We start from the raw sequence: 17,348 nt of genomic DNA, 5'->3' as shown, positions 1-17,348 counted from the left end.
TGCCGGCGCCGCGTGCCTCGGTTCCTCGGGATGTTGCTCCATGGGTGGTTGGGTTGCTGGCTCCTCGGCGCGTGGCCGGTGTGGGCCGCGCCGTACGAGGTGGAGCCCGAAGTCGACGGTGAGCTGGAGCTGCTCGCGCTGTTGGAGGACGGGACGCTCTCCGCGGAGACGTGGGCCGCGCTGGTGTCGCTGCGGCGGACGGGCGTGGAGCCCGAGCAGGCGACGCGGGGCGCGCTCTATGCGCTGCCCGGGCTGACCTATGCGGAGGTCGATGCCCGGTTGGAGCGCCGGAGTGCGAGGCGTCTCTCGGGAGCGGCTGACGCGGGCGATGCGGCGAGGGCGGTGACCTCCTTGTCGCGTGCGGAGGACGTGGCGAGGGCGGAGGCGCCCCTGTCTCAATACGAAGGTGCCGCGGCGAGGAGAACCAGGTCGAGGCGGGCCTGGCCCGGTATCCTCACGGACGAGGAGCGGCGTCGACTCGCGCCGTTCCTGGTGAGTCGCGAGTCAGGGACGCTGTCGGGGGATGCGCGGCTGCTGACGGCCTTCGCGTTGTCGGACTCGCTGCCTCCTCCCGTGGCCTTGCAGGTCCGGGCCAGTGGGCTCGCGGGGCTTCGCGTGGGCGTACTCGCGACGTGGGCGCGTTGGCGGTTGGGCGCGCTTCGTCGAGACACTCGCACGCGCGCGCTCATGGTGGACGCGCCCGGCTCGGCGGTGTTGCTGCCCAAGTTTCATGCGCAATGGACGGGCACCCAGGCCTCCGTGCTGGTGGGCAGCTACAAGCTCGGCTTCGGACAGCGCCTCACGCTGGACACGACGGCGCTTCCTTCACCCGAGGGTTTCCTCGCGGATGATGGCGTGCGGCCTCCCGGCACACTGGAGCGGGAGTGTCTGCTGGCGAGCGCCGCGTGTTCCGAAGCCGAGCGCGACGTCACTCCGGACTTCCGCTGGGACGAGGGCTTCCGTGGCGTGGCGGGCACCGTGCGTGGCCCGGTGGGCGCGGGCCTGGAGCTGTCGCTCACGGGCTTCGGCTCCTACCAGAGTCGTTCGCTCCAGCGGTCCGCTGTCCTGGACCGGGCGACGTGTGAATCGTCGCGCGAGGGCGCATCGGACTGCGAGGCTCCCGAGGTCCTTGTTCCCCTGTCGCGCGCTCGGCTGGAGCCGCTTCGAGCGCGCACGCTGCCCGGTGTCTTCCGCGAGTGGGCCGGTGGTGGCAACGCGACGCTCACGCTCTCGCCGCGAGCGCGAATCGGTGTGACGGGCTGGGTCGCGAGGCCCGTGTGGTCGGTGAAGGGCGCCACGCTCGACTTCCAGCCGGACGCTCGCTACCCGATGGGAGGCGGCTTCGGCGCGGTGGGGCTCGATGCCTGCTGGGGGCTGGGCGCGGTGGACCTCTTCTTCGAGGGCTCTCGCAGCCTCGACTCGGCGCCGGATGGTGGCGGGAGCTGGGCGGCCCTTCAGCGCACGGTGCTCTCCGGCACAGGGCAGGAGCTGGAGCTGGCGCTGCGCTACTACGGGCGCGGGTTCGCCAATCCCTACAGCGGTGCCACCTCGGGACCGGACCTGCTCGAAGGACAGCGGGTGCGCAACGAGCTGGGCGCGCGGCTGCGCTACCTGTATCGGAACGTGGAGACCTGGCGGTTTCGCGCGCAGGTGGATGGCTGGACGCTGCCCGCCGATGGCGCGGTGAAGGGCACGGCGGGACTGACGCAGCTCCGCGCCTCCGCGCGAGTGGACTGGCTGGCCTGGTCGTGGCTGCGGCCTTCACTGCGACTGGAGGCACGTGAGGCGGGTCTGGGTCGGGCCCTCGCATGCTCCGCGATGGAAGACGACGCGGAGGTGGAGGAGGTGCCCGCCTGTTCCCGGGGTGGCCGATGGGGTGTCACCGCGCGGGTCCGCTCGGAGCTCTCGGAGGCCGTCTCCGTGGCGGCGCAGTCCGGTTACGCGCGTGTGGTCGAGCCTGGGAGCCCGAGGCCTCGAAACGATGGACGGGTCCTCGTGGAGCTGAAGCTGCGCCCCGTGGAGTCCTTGCGACTGGGAGCCCGGGTCCAGTGGAAGGACGAAGACCTCGCCGAGCGCACCCGGCTTCGACAGGAGGTCCGCGCCACGGTGGATTCGGGCTGGACGCTCCTGTCCGCGACGACGGTGCGAGGCCGGTATGCCTGGGTGGTGGACTTGAAGGATGCGCGGGCGGCGAAGACTCCGCCGGACGCGCCGCGACATCTGTTCCACCTGGAAGTGGAGACACGCTTCTGACGTGGGACGCGGAGAAACGAGAGGGGAGGACATCGACGTGAGGGGTTGGGGATGGAGGCTGGGGTGGATGTGTTGGTTGGGGATGGCCGCGTGTGGTGCGCCGTTGGACGAGGGGGCGGAGGCCGCGTGCGCGGACGTGTTGCCGGGGGACCTGGTCATCACCGAGTTCCTGAATGACCCGGAGGGGACCGACACGGGGCGGGAGTACGTGGAGCTTCACAACCCCCTCAAGGTGCCCGTGAGCCTGGAGTCGATGACGCTCTATGCATCACGCGCGGATGGCTCGCAGGAGAAGGGGTTCTTCTTCGCGGAGCCGCTGTCGGTATCGCCCGGGGACTACCTGGTGCTGGGGGATGTTCGCGAAGGGCCCATGCCCGCGCATGTGGACCTGTCCTATGGCGAGTCGCTGGGCGCGCTGGGCAACACGTCGGGACGGCTGGGCGTGCGCTGCGGCGAGCGGGTGATTGACGAAGCGCCTCTCACCGCGCCCACGAAGAGCGGCGTCGCCCGTGGCTATGACGGGCGGCTCGTCCCGGACTCCGCTGGCAATGATGACCCGGAGCGATGGTGTGACGGCGCGGTCCCTTCGGTAACGGGGGCAGCGCGGGGAAGCCCTGGCGCGGCGAATGCGCCCTGTGCGCCGACGGAAGGCGCGGCCGAGGAGCACGAGCGCGCGGAGACCTGTATCCCCGTGGGCTCCCTGGTTGCTCGGGCCGTGAAGCGGCCTCGCGTGGGCGAGTTGGTCATCACGGAGTTGATGGTGAATCCGCTCGGTGACGACACGGTGGGCGAGTGGGTGGAGGTCCTGGCCACCGTGCCCGTGGACCTCAATGGACTGACGCTGGGCACCGACACCACGGGCACGAAGGTGCAGGGGCCCCACTGTCTGTCGCTTCAGGCGGGAGGGTACGCGGTGCTCGCCCGACGCTCGGAGGCCGTGCTCAACGGTGGGCTCCCCGTGCCAGTGGCCACGTTCAACGTGGACCTGCGCAACACGGGAGGGGTCGTGCAGGTGCGGTCCGGTGACGCGCTCGTGGATGCCGTTGCCTACGGCGCGGCGGAGGACGGCGTGGCGACCCAGGTGTCCGTGGAGAAGTCGAACGCGTCCACCAATGACTCCGCGGAGGCGTGGTGTCGGGCCTCGGAGGCGTATGGCTCGCGCGGCAACCTGGGGACGCCTGGGCGTGCGAACCGGAGCTGCGCGGCTGGCGAAGGTGGAGGGCCGGATGGTGGCGCCCCCGCTGGAGGACGCGACGCGGGTGGAGGCACTCCGGATGCCGGGCGTGATGGTGGCTCCGATGCGGGCTCCACGGGTGGAGGAACCCGTGACGGTGGACAGGACGCCGGGGGGCTCGGAGACGCGGGTGCCCCCGACGGTGGAGCCCGAGACGCGGGGGCTCCAGACGCGGGGAGCCCGGTGCCCACGTGCATCGACCGGGTGACGGGCACGCCGCGCCCAGTCCGGTTACCGGAGGTGGGCTCGCTCGTGCTCACGGAGTTCATGGCCGACCCGAGCGCCGTGGCGGACAGCGTGGGGGAGTGGGTGGAGGTCCTCGCGCCGCGCGAGGTGGACCTCAATGGCGTCACGCTGATGAACGAGGGCGGAGCGAACACGGTGCTCGACGCGGCGCTGTGTCTGTCTTTGAAGGCCGGGGCCCGAGGGGTGCTCGCGCGCAGCGCGGAGACGGCGCTCAATGGCGGGCTTCCCTCGGTGCTCGCCACGTTCTCCTTCAACCTGCCCAATGCCGCGGGCAACCACTCGCTCCGCCTCGCGCTGGGCGGCCGGATGCTGGATGCCATCACCTGGACGAACGCCGCGACCTCGGGAGTGTCCTGGCAGGTGAGCCCCGCGAGCAGCGACCCCCAGCGCAACGACGCGCCAGGGAGCTTCTGCCTCGCGCCAGCGTCGGCGCGTTATGGCCTGGGGGACCGGGGAACGCCGGGACTGGAGAACCGCGCATGCGTGCCCTGAGTCTCGCGTTCGTCCTGGTGGGGTTGCTCGGGGCCTGTGGTGGTGACGCGGGGCCGGGGTGTGGACCGCACACGGGCCGCGTGGTGGAGGTCATCGACGGCGACACGCTCGTGCTCGAAGGCGGGGAGCGCATCCGCTACCTGCTCGCCGACACCCCGGAGAGCACGGCGGGACGTCACGACTGCTTCGGTCGAGAGGCCCTGGCCTTCAACCGGAGTCTGGTGGAAGGGCGGCAGGTGACGCTCGTGGACGCGGAGGCGTGCGAGGACCGCTTCGGTCGGCGGCTCGCCTACGTCACCGTCGATGGCCATGACGTGAGCGCGCTGCTGGTGGAGCGAGGCTTTGCCTGCGTGCTCCATGTTCCACCCGCCGGGAGCTCACGACGCGCGGAGCTGGAGGCGCTGGAGTCCCAGGCCCGACGAGCGCGGCGGGGCCTGTGGGGTGCCTGCTCGCCGGTGCCCTGTTCGTGATGAGTCACTCCGAGCACGCTTCCAGGGCGAGGCGCCACCCAGGCGGCCCGAAAAGGCAGGGAGCTTGGAGGCACCGGGCGCCCTATTCCAATCCTGACGGCCATGCCTACGCGCCAATCATCCAGGCCGGTCCGCTCGAGGGAGCGGCCGGCGAAGGGCAGGCCAGCGACGGCGCGCACCCGGGAGGGCGTGTGCTGTCCGGCTGGAACCCGTCCGCCATGGCCGCGCGCCCCCGAGGACGAGGGTGCTCCCCGCGCCAGGGTGGGAAGGGGGCTCTCATGAATTCCTGTCCCGCGCCCATCGGCCCCCTGACAGACGTCCTGGTCTCCCGTCGGGAGGACATCGCCCGGCGTTGGGAGGAGCGAGCGGTGTCGAGGCGAGGAGAGGGGCTGCTGCGGCTTCCGACGCAGGCGACGGGCTCGCTGGAATGGGTGGACTCCGTGGTGGGCCTGCTGCGGCTGTTCGGTGTCTCGGCCGAGGAGGAGGTCCAGTTCCCTCAGGGGAGTGGTGGCGTGCACACCCGGGTGGGCGCGGATATCGCCGCGGTGGTGCGTGAGTACGGCCTGCTGCGGGACGTGCTCGTCGAGGTGCTGGAGGAGTCGGGGTGGGCGCCGGACTTCCAGGGGCTGCGCGCGCTCAACCGCGCCATCGACGCGAGCATCGCGGACGCGGTGGTCCGGCACGCGGAGGCGCATGAGCGGACCCTGCGCGCCACGGAGGCGAAGCTGCACGACATCCTGGAGCACGCGCCGGCCGTCATCTACGCGAAGGACAAGGCGGGCCGGTATCTCTTCGTCAACCGCGCCTTCGAGAGCACCGCGGACGTGAGTCGCGCCGACGTGGTGGGCCACACGGACCACGAGCTGTTCCCACCGGAGGTGGCGGACGCGTTCACCGCCGCTGACCGCCGGGTCCTCGAGACGGGACAGCCCCTGGAGTACGACGAGCACGTGCGGTGGAAGGATGGCTGGCACATCCACCAGGCGCTCAAGTTCCCCCTGCCAGGCGTAGGAGGGCACGTGGATGGGGTGTGCGGCATCTCCACGGACGTCACCGAGACCCGGCGCGCCCAGCACGAGCGGGACCAGGCCCGCGAGCGCCTGCGCCGCGTCATCACCGAGCTGCCTGTCGTGCTGTGGGCCACGGACCCGGTGGGCAACATCACCCTCATGGAGGGCGAGGGCCTGCGCGCCATGGGCGTGCGGACGGGCGACGTGGTGGGCCGGAACACCTCCGAGGTGTACGCGGGCCGGCCGGAGCTGCTGGACGCCGCTCGGCGCGGGCAGGCGGGTGAGAGCTTCTCCCTGGAGCTGGAGATGGGGGGCTCCTGGTTCATGGCCTACGTCTCCCCGGAGCTGGGGCCGGACGGGAGCGTGGTGGGCGTGTCCGGTGTGTCCCTGGACATCACCGAGCGCCGCCGCGCCGAGGAGGTGCTGCGCCAGTCGGAGATGCGCTACCGGCTGGCCACGCTGGCCACCCGCGACGTCATCTACGACTGGGACCTGTCCACCGGCGACATCCAGTGGAGCGAGCTGGCTGCCCGGCAGTTCCTCCTGGCTCCGGAGGGGGTGGAGATGGACATCGACTGGTGGACCCGGGCCATCCATCCGGAGGACCGCGAGCGCGTTGCCCGGGAGATGCAGCGGGTCATCGACGAGGGCATGGACCAGTGGCGAGACGAGTACCGCTTCCGACGGGGAGACGGCTCATGGGCGGTCGTCGAGGACCGGGGACAGGTGGTCCGCGACGCGGAGGGCCGGGCCCTGCGCATGGTGGGCGCCATGCATGACGTCACCGAGCGGCGGCTCGCGGAGGAGGAGGCCCGGCGTCGCGCGGAGTTCGAGCAGCTGCTCATCGGCATCGTCGGGCATGATTTACGCAACCCCCTCTCCGCCATCACCATGGCGTCCACCACGCTGCTGCGGCGGGACAACCTGGACGAGCGGCAGCGCAAGGTCATCGACCGCATCCTCTCCAGCGCCGAGCGCGCCACGCGCATGCTGCGCGATGTGCTGGACTTCACCCAGGCGCGGCTGGGCGGTGGCATCCCCATGCAGCCCCGGCCGCTGGACTTGCACGAGCTGACGCGGCAGGTGATGGACGAGGTGCGGCTGGCCCACCCCGAGCGCATCCTGGAGCTGGAGTTCGGTGGGGACGGCGCCGGCCTGTGGGACGCGGACCGGCTGGCCCAGGTCATCACCAACCTGGTGAACAACGCCCTCAGCTACAGCCCCATCCACTGTCCGGTGCTGGTGCGCACGCATGGCACGCGCGACACGGTGATGCTCTGCGTGCACAACATGGGGACGCCCATCCACCGGGAGCTGCTGCCGCGCCTGTTCGAGCCCATGAAGCGCGCCGAGCGCCCGGAGGCCAAGGACGGACGGGGAGGGCTGGGCCTGGGCCTCTTCATCGTCAAACACATCGTGGACGCGCACGGCGGCCGACTGCGCGTGCGCTCGTCGGAGGAGGCCGGCACCCTCTTCATGGTGCGGCTGCCCCGCGCGCTCTCTTCCCCACCGCCCATGAGTCCGTGACCTCGAAGGGCCCGCCCTCCGTCATCCGAGGGAGGAGTGTCCTGGAGCGACCTGGCAGGCAGCGGCCACTTGCTCCTGGGGGCGCACCCGGCTAGCACGGGGGGTTCAGGCATATTTCCCTCGGAGGGGTGAATGAAGAAAGTCCTCATCGGGCTTGGTATTGGGTGTGGCGTCATCATCTTCGGCATCGTCGCCGCGGTGGTCATCGGTGGCGTGTGGGTCGCGAAGAAGGCGGGCGGCAGCCTCGAGGCCGTCAAGCAGATGCAGGTGCAGCAAGAGGAGCTGGCGAAGCTGAACAAGAGCCACCCCTTCGCGGTGCCGGCCGACGGTGAAGTGCTGCCGCTGAAGGAAGAGCGCCTGCTGACCTACCTCTCCGTGCGCGAGTCGGCCCTGCCGGTCTTCAAGACCTACGAGGAGAAGTCGCAGGCGTTCCAGGAGAAGCACGACACGAAGAACGAGGAGGCGAAGCCGTCCTTCGACTCCGCGATGGAGGCCGCGAACCTCATGATGTCGATGATGGCGGACGTGCGCACCGCGTACATCGCCAGCCTCAAGCAGCACGGGATGTCGCCCAACGAGTTCCAGACCATCACCGGCACCGTCTACGCGTCCATGGTGGCGGAGGGCACGGAGGCGATGAAGAAGATGAGCGGCAAGGCCGTGGAGGCCATGGAGAAGCAGCTCAAGGTGGTGGAGAAGCAGCTGGAGAACGACAAGCTGTCCGCCGAGGAGCGCGCGGACTTCGAGGCGTCCCAGGCGGCCATCCAGGAGCAGCTTGCCGCCATGTCCGAAATCGAGGACGGCACGGGTGACCAGCCCCCGTCCGAGGAGTCGAAGCAGGCCACCGCCGCCAACCTGGCGCTGCTCAAGAAGCATGAGGACCGCGTCAAGGTGATGGCCAACCCGGCCTTCGACGGCTTCGTGCTCGGTGGCGCCACCGACGAGCTGAGCGGCGCGGGCGCCGGTGCGGGCGGAGAGCTCGAGGATTAGCGTCGCGCCGGAGGCTCCGGCTCCGGTCCCTCCCCGTCGGAGGAGGCCGGAGCGGGGGGCCCCCGGGCGTCCCGACGCCGGGCCCGGAGGCTCGCGACGACGGAGGCGCCCACCAGCGTGGCGATGATGGCCACCGACGGCAGGGGCGGGATGTGGAGCCAGGGCTCCACCACCATCTTCAGGCCCGCGAAGCCGAGCACTCCCGCCAGTCCGTAGTGCAGGTAGCGCAGCTGGCCCAGCGTGCCCGCCAGCACCAGGTACAGCGCCCGCAGCCCCAGAATCGCGAAGGCGTTGGAGCTGTAGAGGATGAAGGTGTCCTTCGTCACCGAGAAGGCGGCCGGCACCGAGTCCACCGCGAAGAGGATGTCCGTCAGCTCCAGGCCCATGAGCGCCAGGAGCAGCGGCGTGGCCACGCGGTGGCCGTCCTCGCGCCGGACGATGAACTTCTTGTCGTGCACCTCTTGCGTCACGGGCAGGTGCTTGGACAGCCAGCGCACCGCCCCGTTGTCCTTCTGCTTCGCCGGGTCCTCGCGCGCCACGCGCAGCGCGGTGACGAGCAGGATGGCGCCGAAGACGTAGGACACCCAGCCCCAGCGCTCCAGCGCGGCGGCCCCCACGAAGATGAAGAGGGCGCGGAAGACGAGCGCCCCGAAGATGCCGAAGAAGAGCACCTGGTGCTGCGCGCGCAGGGGCACCGACAGGCTCTGGAAGATGACGAGGAAGACGAAGGCGTTGTCCAGGCTGAGGCTCTTTTCAATGAGCCAGGCCGCCACGTACTCCTGGGCCGCGTGCCCCCCGAGCACCGCCCACACCAGGCCGCCGAAGCCCAGCCCCGCGGCAATCCAGACGCCGCTCCAGATCCAGGCCGCCCGGCGTGACTCGCCGTGGTGCCCCCGGTGCGACAGCAGGTCCACCACGAGCAGCGTCAGCACCGCCACCCAGAAGACCCCCCAGAGCCATGTGGGAATCGCATGCATGTTCGTCGTGTGAATCTATGCATCCTCCCCGCGGGCGGGGGGAGTTTCCCGTACGCGCCGCGTCAGGAATGGGGTGGGCCAGACACCCCCGGGCAGGGGGATGTGGGCTGACCAACCCATACTGGCGGGCGGGGGGCTTTTCGCTCTCTTTGCGAGCATCCCTTCACGGGATGTGTCAGTTTCCGCGCGGGGCGGCCCGTGAGGGGATGCCCATGACTGTCGCGTGGGGGAGGGGCGCGACGAGCCTATGGAATTGGAGGAGTGGTACCGATGAACAAGGTCATCTTCGCCTGCGTGCGCAACGCTGGCCGCTCGCAAATGGCGGCGGCGTTCTTCAACGTGCTGGCGGACCCGGAGAAGGCGCGGGCCATCTCCGCGGGGACGCAGCCTGGCGAGAGCGTGCATCCGGAGGTCCTCGAGGCGATGCGTGACGCGGGCCTGGATTTGACAGACGCCCGGCCCCAGCAGCTCACGGAGGAGCTGGCGCGGGACGCCCACTGGCTCATCACCCTGGGCTGTGGCGAGGCGTGTCCCCAGGTGACGGGGCTCCAGCGCGAGGACTGGCCGCTGGACGACCCGAAGGGCAAGTCGGAGGTGCTGGTGCACCGCATCCGCGACGAGGTGGCCGCGCGCGTGGCGGGCCTGCTGGAGCGCGAGGGCTGGATGCGCGCCGGCTGAAGTGCCGGCCGGTCAGCCGGGCAGGGGAGCCGGCTGGGGTGGAGAGCCGACCGCTCGCCCGCTCCAGCCTCATTGCTCCCGGCCCCTGGCGCATCCTGAGGACGTTTCGAGCCGACGTCCGTCCGAGGTGCGCCGTCATGTCTTCGACCTTTCCGTCCACGCCCGTCATCGCCGCGCCGTCCGCGCCGCCGCCCCCGCCGCTGGGGCTGCCCAGGCCGCGCGCGCCGCGCCGTACGCTGGTGGCCGCCCTGGCCCTGGGCGTGCTGGCGGAGGTGCTGCTGTGGGGGCGGCCCTTTTGGGGCGTGTCCTTCCCGTTGCTGGTGTCGGCGCTGGTGGCGGTGCTCGTGGGCCTGGGGGGACGCGAGGGCTGGCAGCGCGCGCGGCCCAATGCGTGGCTGCTGGCGCCGCTGCTCGCCGTGTCGGGCTTCGTGGCGGTGCGCGACAGCCCGTGGCTCACGGCGCTGAACATGCTGACGACGGGGACGTTGGTGCTCTTGCTGGCGCACTTCTGGGGCGCGGGCCGCGTGCAGCGGCTGGGGCTGTGGGGCTATCCCGGGGTGGTCCTGGGCACCGCCCTGCGTGGCCTGCTCCATCCGCCCGCGCTGGTGCGTGAGTCGGTGGACCTGAGCGCCGCGAAGCGGCACGCGCCGCGCATCCTCCCGTTCGCGCGGGGGCTGCTCCTCGCGGTGCCGGTGCTGGCGGTGTTCGCCGTGCTGCTGTCGTCCGCGGACGCGGTGTTCGCGTCGGCCGTGCAGCGGGTGTGGGAGGTGGACGTGGGCGCGCTGCTGGGCGCGTCGGTGGGCCGGGTGGTGGGGGTGCTCTTCTCGGCGGCGGTGGCCGCGAGCGTGCTGGGCCACTCGCTGCGTCGTCGCACGGGGCGCGAGGCGGGCGAGGAGGAGGTGGCGCTCGCGTCGCCGAGGCTGGGGCTCACCGAGGCGCTGACGCTCATCCTCGCGGTGGATGCGCTGTTCCTCGCCTTCGCGGGCGTCCAGGTGGCGTACCTCTTCATCGGGGATGCGTCGTCTCCGGCGCCCGGGTACTCGTATGCGACGTACGCCCGCCGGGGCTTCTTCGAGCTGATGGTCGTGTCCATGCTGACGCTGGGGCTGGTCATGGCGCTGGCGCGGTGGACCCGCCGCGAGTCACCGCTGGCCAGGACTGTCTTCCAGGTGGGGGCCTCCGTCATGGTGGCGCTGACGCTGGTCATCGTCGCCTCGGCGGTGAAGCGCATGACGCTCTACGAGGAGGCGTTCGGCTACACGCGGCTGCGCGTCTTCACGCATGTCTTCATGTTCGCGCTGGGCGGGGTGCTCGCGTGGCGCGCGGTGACGCTGTGGTGGCGGCCGGAGCGCTTCGCCGTGGGGGCCTTCGTCGCGGCGCTGGGTGCGGTGCTGGCCGTGAATGTCATCAACCCCGACGCGCTCATCGTCCGGCTCAACATCGCGCGGATGGCGCCGGACCAGCACGTGGATGATGATTACCTGTACTCGCTCTCCGCGGATGCCGTGCCGGAGCTGGTGCGGGGGGTCGCCTCGGGGAAGCTCACGAGCAGGGTGGGCCTGGCCGAGGACGAGCTGACGGAAAAATGTGAGGCCATGTCGTGGCCGGAGTGGAGCCTGTCGCGCTGGCGGGCGTGTCGCGCGGTGGAGTCGGTGGTCGCGTCGCGCGTCAGCGCAGGTGGTAGTTGAAGGGCAGCTCCACCGTGACGCGAGGGCCGAGCGCGGCGGGCGGATGCGGGAAGGGGGCCGCGTCGCGCACCGCCGCCTGCGCCGCGTCGCACAGGACGTAGTGGGGACAGGGGCCCACGACGGACACCTCGAGCAGCTGGCCTCGGGCTCCGACGGTGATGCGCAGCGAGAAGCGCCCTTCGATTCCGGCCATGGCGGCCTGGTGCGGGTAGCGCACGTTCTCGAAGCGGTCTCGGAACATCACCTCGAAGTACTTCTCCTCCCAGGCGGTGCGCTCCTCCAGGGAGGGGGGCGGCTGCGCGACGGGGAGCAGCCCCGCGCTGCTCGCGGCGAGGACGCTGTTCACCACGCCGCCGATGACCCCTCCGGCCACGCCGCCGGAGACACCGCTTGAAGAGGCCGTGGCGCGGGCCTCGACGGTGGCGGAGTCCGGGGTGGTTGGCTCCGTCGGAGGTGGCGCCTCGGGAGTCGGGAGCGGCCGAGGCTCCGAGGGCCGCGTGAAGGCCCTGGGCGTGCTGGGCTTCGGGAAGGAGCGGGCGCGTCGAGCGGAGGCCTGACGTGGCGCGGACGTCGTGCTGGCGGCGGGAGCGGGAGGAGGCGGCGGCGGCGCGGCCAGGAGGCGCAGGACGAGCGTGTCGTCATCCTGCGTGGCGAGCTGGGGCGCGCGCGTGGAGCCGTGCCAGATGGTGTCCAAGCCCACGAGCACGAGCACGTGGAAGGCCACCGCGAGGGGAGCCAACCACAAGGTGCGTGTCGTGCTCGCCGCCCTGCGTGAGTGCGCGTGGGCGACGGAGGCGAAAAGCGCCGCCCCAACGTGGCCGTCCTTCGGACTCTCGTCCGGCATGTCCCAACCCCCTTTCCTCCCGCTTGGAATCGAAAGTCTAGCGGGAGGCCCCATCCACCTGACACGGGGGTAGTGCCTGTCTTCGTCGCGGTGAAGGGGACCTGCCCCGGAGCGCCAGACGATGGTGCTGACTTCCTGCCCAATCCATGCGCGTTCCATGATGCGCGTGTCCACAGGACTCCACTTCAGGACCCGCGAGGACGTTGCGCGACGCCCGTGTCCCCTCAAGCTCCGTAGGGACGGAGGTGGCTCTGCCCCGATTCGTCCCGGGTGACGGTGTGCAGCGTACGGACCGGCTTGCCGGTGGCCGCGTCCAGCGCATGGTGGACGATGAGCGGCGTGACGGGGACCTCGGGCAGGGCTTCGTGGAGCCTCGCGAGGACGGCCTCGGGGCTCTCCGCTTCGAGGACGAAGACGGTGCCGTGGCCGGTGAGCGCGGAGTTGATGAGCAACTGGAGGTCCTGCGCGCCGCGAGGCTCGTCCGCCAGAATCACGTCCGGGTCCTGTCGCAGGAACGCGCGGACCACCTGCGCGAGCGGCGTCGTGTCACTCACGCGCACGATGCCGAGCCGCGCATCCACGGCGCGCGGGTGCTCCAGCGCGACGAGGACGTTGGTGAAGTCCGGCAGCGCCTCCATCGCCGCATGCAGCGAGGTGCTGCGTCCGGTGCCGCGCGCGCCGGAGAACACCACCGGCTGTCCCTGGAACAGCGTGTCGAGCCGCAGGAAGCGCTCGGTGAGGAACGCGGCCTCGCTCGCGCCCAGGTTCAGCGACGCGAAGTCAGGCTGCGCGGCGCGGAGCTGACGGTCCCGTGCGTACGCGGTGACGCTGGGGGCCAGGGGCCCGTCCTGGAACGTCACCCAGAAGAGGACGTCCGGGTCGCTGGCATCGGGCGGATACGCGACGGTGCCACGCGCGGGGCGCGCGTCGTCCTGGCCGCGTCGGGACAGCGCCTGGATGGCCTCGCTCAGCGACGCATGCAGCGCGGGCGCGAAGGGTTGACGCACCGGCAGCCGGTCCTGTCCGAGCAGGCCCTGGTGCTCGGGCGCATCGGCGCGGGCGATGAAGAAAGAGGTACCGGCGATGAGTGTGTCTCCGTCCTCATCGGCCCAGACGGAGAAGACCAGGGTGCGTGTCTGCGCGGCGATGGAGAACAGGGCCGTGGCGGCCTCCCCGGGTGTCGTGGGGAGCGGCGGTGGCCGGGGCACGGGGATGCCCTCGGCGGCGAACTGTTCGAGCAGACCGGTAATCAGCGCGGCGTGGGTCGTGGCGAGTGTGCTCAGGCGGTGGTCTCCCGTGGGGCGTCGATGATGACATGCGTCACGTGTCTTTGTGATGACGACCACGAGCCTCGGGGCTACGAAGAGGGCATGAGCCAAGACTGGAATGCGACGAACGCGCCCACGGCGGAGTTCGACCCGGGCGCGGAGCACGGAGTGTTGACCCGGTGGGTGGGCGCCTGGGAAGGGCCGACGCGCACGTGGTTCGACCCGTCCGGTGCGCCCGAGGAGTCGCGCACCCACGCGCGCATCGAGCCGTTGCTTGGCGGGCGCTTCGTGCGCATCGACTACCACTCCACGGCGATGGGCAAGCCGCACGCGGGCCAGCTCATCCTCGGCTTCGACCGCACGGAGGGGCACTACACCGCGGCCTGGGTGGACAGCTTCCACATGAGCGCGAACATGATGCTCTCCACCGGCGCGCCCCGGGACGACGGACGTGTGTCGATGCTCGGGAGCTACACGGCGAGCATGTGCGACGAGCAGGGTGTCACGCAGAAGCAGAAGTGGGGCTGGCGCACCGTGATTCATCACCCGGACGCGGACACCGTGGTCCTCGAGTCCTTCAACATCTCCCCCGAGGGCCAGGAGGACCGCGCGGTGGAGACGCGGCTGACGCGCCGCCAGGGCTAGTCGCAGCGCTTCAGCGCACGCGGCGGACGAAGCCCTTCGCCTTGGGCTCCAGCGCCACCCGCATGTGTTCGGCCTCCTGACGCGAGGGGAAGAAGAGCCCCACCACCCAGAGGCCGGGCTTCAGCTTGGGGAAGTCATCCGTCGGCAGCACGAGGAGCGCCTTGTTCCCCGTGGCTTCCTCCAGCTTCGCCTCTGTCGCGCGCGCCTTCGTGAGCGAGTCCTCCGTGGCCAGCAGGACGGCCCAGGCGCTGGCGGGGGCCTCGGTCACCTTCCGGCGCTTCGCGTCCCAGGTCACCCGGGTGAGCTTCCAGATATCCTCCAGCCCCGCCGCGCCGCCGTGGTCCGTGTTCAGGAAGAGGATTGCGTCTCCACGAGGCGTGGCGCTGGACCCGGTGCTCGGGCCCTGTGGCTCGGTGCCTTCCCAGACGCGGGTGGCGCCCGTGGGGCCTGGGACGAAGAGGACATGATGGCGACGGACGTGCTCGAAGCCGCCTTCGACCGAGATGAGGAGTCCCGTCGTGTCCTGGCCCAGCGCCACTCCTCGCACGGAGAGGGAGCGCAGCTGCTCCTCCTCGCCACCGGCCCACTGCCACCCCGCTCTGGACGAGCGCGTCAGCCCGCATGGCAGGGTGTCCCAGGGCTCCGGCATCGTCGCGGAGGCCTTCGCCGCGCCCTCGGACGTGAGCTGGACGCGGAGGGTGCGCGAGCCGTTCTCACAAGGCCCGGCCACCGCCTCGAGGCGGGGCGCGTGTCCCGCCGACCCCAGGGGGAAATCCCGGGACGCGGAATCCTCGGCGCGGGCGGAGGTGAGGGCGATGGACAATTGCAGGAAGAGGAGCGCCCGTCGGGCGTTGCGCATGGGATAACCCTAGCAGGCGGACGGCGCGCGCGACCGGAGGGACACGCGTGCGGGGCCCAGGGCCCGGTGAGAGGACGTGCATGAAGCTGGATGACCTGGTGCTGGCGTTGACCGTCTCGTTGCTGCGCGTGGAGCGGGAGCAGTGGCTGGACGTCCTGACGCGGCTGGAGACGGGGCTGGGGTCGGGGTGGACGCTGCGGCTCTTGGAGGTGCCAGGGACGTACTCGGTGGGCGCGCGCACGCGGGAGGGGCGGGAGCTGCCGCTGGAGGCGTGGCGCGAGGTGCTGGACGGCGAGGAGCTGGTGAGCGTCCGCGCCATGGACCTGGGCGGCCTGGGGCCCGGTGAGCTGCCGGACCACGTGGCCGCGGCCTTCGTCAACTCGGAGGCCCTGGTGCTGGACGTGCGCACGAAGCAGGGCAACAACCTGTACCGGCTGGAGGTCGTCTTCAGCAGCTCCTCGCTCATCACCCCCCGGCAGTTCGTGGACTTCGCCCGGGCCCAGCCGAACGCGGAGCGCGTGCTGGAGGCACTCTCACGCGTCATCACCGACTCCAATACGTTGAACCAGCGCCCCGCCGTGTCGCCGTCACAGGTGGCGGACTACGTGTGCTCGCGCGAGGGGGCCGCGCTGTTCGATTTGCTCGGCGGGGACCTGCTCAAGGAGCTCCAGTCCACCGTGGTGCGCACCGGTGGCGTGGTGGCGCTGTCCGAGGACTTCCGCCCCTTCTTCCAGACGTTGGACCCGGACGACTTCGAGCGGGGCTTGCTGCCGCCGGAGCGACTGGCGGAGTTCGTTCCGTCGGACGAGCGGGTGTACCTGTCGGGCGACGACTTCGGGCGGGACTTCGTGACGCTGGTGGAGGCGCAACCCTTCGCGGAGGAGGTCTGGGCGCGCTCGGCGGAGAACCTCAACCGGTTCATCGCGCCGGATGCGACGCCGTACACGTCCCAGTCGCTCAAGGAGCTGCTGGCCGCGGCGGAGCCCGCGGTGGTGCAGGGGATTCCCTCCGGCAATCTCATGGAGGAGCTCCAGATGTGCTGCAAGGCACGCGGCGCGGAGCTCATCGTCCCGGAGCCGCTGCGCGAGCGCGTGCGGGCGCAGGGCTTCACGAAGGAGGCGCGGGCGCAGGACCCGGGGTTGATTCCGGAGCGGGAGCGGCTGCGGCTGGTGCCCAATGACTCGCGCTACCAGATGTATCTGTTCAACGCGCTGAAGGTGGCGCGCTCGCCGCTCCTGTCGCCGCGCGCGTCGACGGACACGCGGGCGGAGCTGCTGTCGAGCCTGAAGGACGCGGAGGAGTTCGCCCTGCGCAAGGGCTCGCCCTTCGCGGAGGCCTTCGGGCTGGCGCGCTCCGTCCTGGAGAACACCGGCTTCCAGCTCCGGGACGCCGCGCCGGACCGACTGGCGGCCGTGCGCGAGGCATTGAAGGGGGCGGGGCTGAGCGAGCGGGCGTGGGACGCGTTCGAGCGACGCTTCTCGCTCGTGAAGCTGTTCCAGGTGTTCCCCTCGTCGGAGGAGCGGCTGCGCGGCCTGTTGGCCTGCTCCGTGGCGGACGTCTTTGGCGGCATGGGCTCGTGGAACGACGAGTTCTTCGAGTCCGACGAGGACCAGGCCTGGTACGAGCGGGTGACGCAGCGGCTGTTCCGCGCGCTGCGCGAGTTCTTCGTGACGATGGTGAACGCGCGCTGAAGGCGCGTCAGGCGTCGCGGTGGACGGTGCTGGGCGAGAAGGCGGGGAGGCAGATGGCGACGTACTCGGCGCCCTCGGGCTCGGGGGTGCTGTAGCGGACCCACTCGCCCGGCTCGCAGATGACGGCCTGTCCGCCGCGCACGTCGAGCACGCCGCCCTTGTGCTCGACGCGCAGGACGCCGGCGAGGACGAGGGTGATTTCCTTGAACTCGGGCTTCTGGCCCGGCTCCTCCCAGCCGCCCGGGCTGTTCATGTGGGCGACGCTGACGTCGGAGGTCTTGGAGGTGGCCCGACCGACGAACTCGTGAATGAGCTTCGGCTTGTTGCCCACGGCTGTCACGCGGATGGGGGCGGGAATCAGGGTTGGCATCGAGGGCTCGGTGAGACCGCGGGGTGGTGTGTCTGGGTCGGGCAGGTTACCGCACGTGGCCCCCGACACCCACCCCTTCGGAGTGAACCGAGTCACCTCCACTGTT

The 17,348-nt window shown here is 71.0% G+C and carries 14 protein-coding genes; 9 read left to right on the top strand and 5 right to left on the bottom strand.

Features of this window, described 5'->3' with window-relative positions; genetic code table 11:
• Positions 1–30 precede the first annotated feature (30 nt).
• The 5 genes from ACN469_RS00400 to ACN469_RS00380 all read left to right on the top strand — a co-directional run bounded on the left by ACN469_RS00400 (position 31) and on the right by ACN469_RS00380 (position 8,222).
• On the top strand, positions 31–2,253 hold the full coding sequence (locus ACN469_RS00400; protein ID WP_498763588.1) for a hypothetical protein: 2,223 nt from the start codon (positions 31–33) through the stop codon (positions 2,251–2,253).
• A gap of 67 nt (positions 2,254–2,320) precedes the next feature.
• The gene (locus ACN469_RS00395; RefSeq protein WP_498763028.1) at positions 2,321–4,225 is read left to right on the top strand and encodes a lamin tail domain-containing protein; all 1,905 of its coding nucleotides are present in this window, start codon (positions 2,321–2,323) and stop codon (positions 4,223–4,225) included.
• Complete coding sequence (locus ACN469_RS00390; protein WP_498763026.1) at positions 4,213–4,695, top strand: thermonuclease family protein; 483 nt, start codon at positions 4,213–4,215, stop codon at positions 4,693–4,695. The genes ACN469_RS00395 and ACN469_RS00390 overlap by 13 nt, the downstream gene beginning before the upstream one ends.
• Before the next feature lie 278 nt (positions 4,696–4,973).
• Positions 4,974–7,232: a sensor histidine kinase gene (locus tag ACN469_RS00385; protein WP_498763025.1), complete on the top strand. Its 2,259-nt coding sequence runs from the start codon at positions 4,974–4,976 to the stop codon at positions 7,230–7,232.
• A gap of 132 nt (positions 7,233–7,364) precedes the next feature.
• A complete protein-coding gene (locus tag ACN469_RS00380) occupies positions 7,365–8,222 on the top strand; it encodes a hypothetical protein (RefSeq protein WP_498763024.1) in 858 nt (285 codons plus the stop codon).
• On the opposite strand, the gene ACN469_RS00375 is transcribed toward ACN469_RS00380, so the two are convergent.
• Positions 8,219–9,199: a TerC/Alx family metal homeostasis membrane protein gene (locus ACN469_RS00375; protein WP_498763022.1), complete on the bottom strand. Its 981-nt coding sequence runs from the start codon at positions 9,197–9,199 to the stop codon at positions 8,219–8,221. The genes ACN469_RS00380 and ACN469_RS00375 overlap by 4 nt on opposite strands.
• Before the next feature lie 270 nt (positions 9,200–9,469).
• Here ACN469_RS00375 and ACN469_RS00370 point away from each other — a divergent pair, with 270 nt between their 5' ends.
• Together ACN469_RS00370 and ACN469_RS00365 are read left to right on the top strand one after the other, a co-directional pair.
• On the top strand, positions 9,470–9,877 hold the full coding sequence (locus tag ACN469_RS00370; protein WP_498763020.1) for an arsenate-mycothiol transferase ArsC: 408 nt from the start codon (positions 9,470–9,472) through the stop codon (positions 9,875–9,877).
• 137 nt (positions 9,878–10,014) lie between these two features.
• A complete protein-coding gene (locus tag ACN469_RS00365) occupies positions 10,015–11,565 on the top strand; it encodes a DUF4153 domain-containing protein (RefSeq protein WP_498763019.1) in 1,551 nt (516 codons plus the stop codon).
• Here the strand turns inward: ACN469_RS00365 and ACN469_RS00360 are convergent.
• Positions 11,546–12,310 carry a TonB family protein gene (locus tag ACN469_RS00360; RefSeq protein ID WP_498763017.1) on the bottom strand — a complete coding sequence of 255 codons (765 nt, stop codon included), beginning with the start codon at positions 12,308–12,310 and terminating at the stop codon, positions 11,546–11,548. The two genes, ACN469_RS00365 and ACN469_RS00360, sit on opposite strands and share 20 nt — an antisense overlap.
• A gap of 323 nt (positions 12,311–12,633) precedes the next feature.
• Positions 12,634–13,755: an ATPase, T2SS/T4P/T4SS family gene (locus tag ACN469_RS00355; protein ID WP_498763016.1), complete on the bottom strand. Its 1,122-nt coding sequence runs from the start codon at positions 13,753–13,755 to the stop codon at positions 12,634–12,636.
• Positions 13,756–13,779: 24 nt separating this feature from the next.
• On the opposite strand from ACN469_RS00355, the gene ACN469_RS00350 reads away from it, so the two are divergent.
• The gene (locus ACN469_RS00350) at positions 13,780–14,322 is read left to right on the top strand and encodes a DUF1579 domain-containing protein (protein WP_498763014.1); all 543 of its coding nucleotides are present in this window, start codon (positions 13,780–13,782) and stop codon (positions 14,320–14,322) included.
• Between the two features lie 10 nt (positions 14,323–14,332).
• Here the strand turns inward: ACN469_RS00350 and ACN469_RS00345 are convergent, their stop codons facing one another.
• Entirely contained in the window at positions 14,333–15,181 is an 849-nt protein-coding gene (locus ACN469_RS00345; RefSeq protein WP_498763012.1) for a hypothetical protein, read from the bottom strand.
• Between the two features lie 80 nt (positions 15,182–15,261).
• Here ACN469_RS00345 and ACN469_RS00340 point away from each other — a divergent pair, with 80 nt between their 5' ends.
• Entirely contained in the window at positions 15,262–16,872 is a 1,611-nt protein-coding gene (locus ACN469_RS00340) for a hypothetical protein (protein WP_498763010.1), read from the top strand.
• 7 nt (positions 16,873–16,879) lie between these two features.
• Here the strand turns inward: ACN469_RS00340 and ACN469_RS00335 are convergent, their stop codons facing one another.
• Positions 16,880–17,242, bottom strand: a complete 363-nt coding sequence (locus tag ACN469_RS00335) for a cupin domain-containing protein (RefSeq protein WP_498763008.1) — start codon at positions 17,240–17,242, stop codon at positions 16,880–16,882.
• Positions 17,243–17,348 lie beyond the last annotated feature (106 nt).

It is taken from the genome of Corallococcus terminator (assembly GCF_049194865.1).
GTDB classification, from domain to species: Bacteria; Myxococcota; Myxococcia; order Myxococcales; family Myxococcaceae; genus Myxococcus; species Myxococcus terminator_A.
Note: the sequence above shows the minus strand (reverse complement) of the source record. Positions and strands in the feature narration are given on the sequence as shown.

What these genes read in the sequence shown, in the direction of transcription:
- ACN469_RS00400 (WP_498763588.1), top strand. Translation starts at nt 31, where the DNA reads ATGTTGCTCCATGGGTGGTTGGGTTGCTGGCTCCTCGGCGCGTGGCCG.
- ACN469_RS00395 (WP_498763028.1), top strand. Translation starts at nt 2,321, where the DNA reads ATGTGTTGGTTGGGGATGGCCGCGTGTGGTGCGCCGTTGGACGAGGGG.
- ACN469_RS00390 (WP_498763026.1), top strand. Translation starts at nt 4,213, where the DNA reads ATGCGTGCCCTGAGTCTCGCGTTCGTCCTGGTGGGGTTGCTCGGGGCC.
- ACN469_RS00385 (WP_498763025.1), top strand. Translation starts at nt 4,974, where the DNA reads ATGAATTCCTGTCCCGCGCCCATCGGCCCCCTGACAGACGTCCTGGTC.
- ACN469_RS00380 (WP_498763024.1), top strand. Translation starts at nt 7,365, where the DNA reads ATGAAGAAAGTCCTCATCGGGCTTGGTATTGGGTGTGGCGTCATCATC.
- ACN469_RS00375 (WP_498763022.1), bottom strand. Translation starts at nt 9,199, where the DNA reads ATGCATGCGATTCCCACATGGCTCTGGGGGGTCTTCTGGGTGGCGGTG.
- ACN469_RS00370 (WP_498763020.1), top strand. Translation starts at nt 9,470, where the DNA reads ATGAACAAGGTCATCTTCGCCTGCGTGCGCAACGCTGGCCGCTCGCAA.
- ACN469_RS00365 (WP_498763019.1), top strand. Translation starts at nt 10,015, where the DNA reads ATGTCTTCGACCTTTCCGTCCACGCCCGTCATCGCCGCGCCGTCCGCG.
- ACN469_RS00350 (WP_498763014.1), top strand. Translation starts at nt 13,780, where the DNA reads ATGAGCCAAGACTGGAATGCGACGAACGCGCCCACGGCGGAGTTCGAC.
- ACN469_RS00345 (WP_498763012.1), bottom strand. Translation starts at nt 15,181, where the DNA reads ATGCGCAACGCCCGACGGGCGCTCCTCTTCCTGCAATTGTCCATCGCC.
- ACN469_RS00340 (WP_498763010.1), top strand. Translation starts at nt 15,262, where the DNA reads ATGAAGCTGGATGACCTGGTGCTGGCGTTGACCGTCTCGTTGCTGCGC.
- ACN469_RS00335 (WP_498763008.1), bottom strand. Translation starts at nt 17,242, where the DNA reads ATGCCAACCCTGATTCCCGCCCCCATCCGCGTGACAGCCGTGGGCAAC.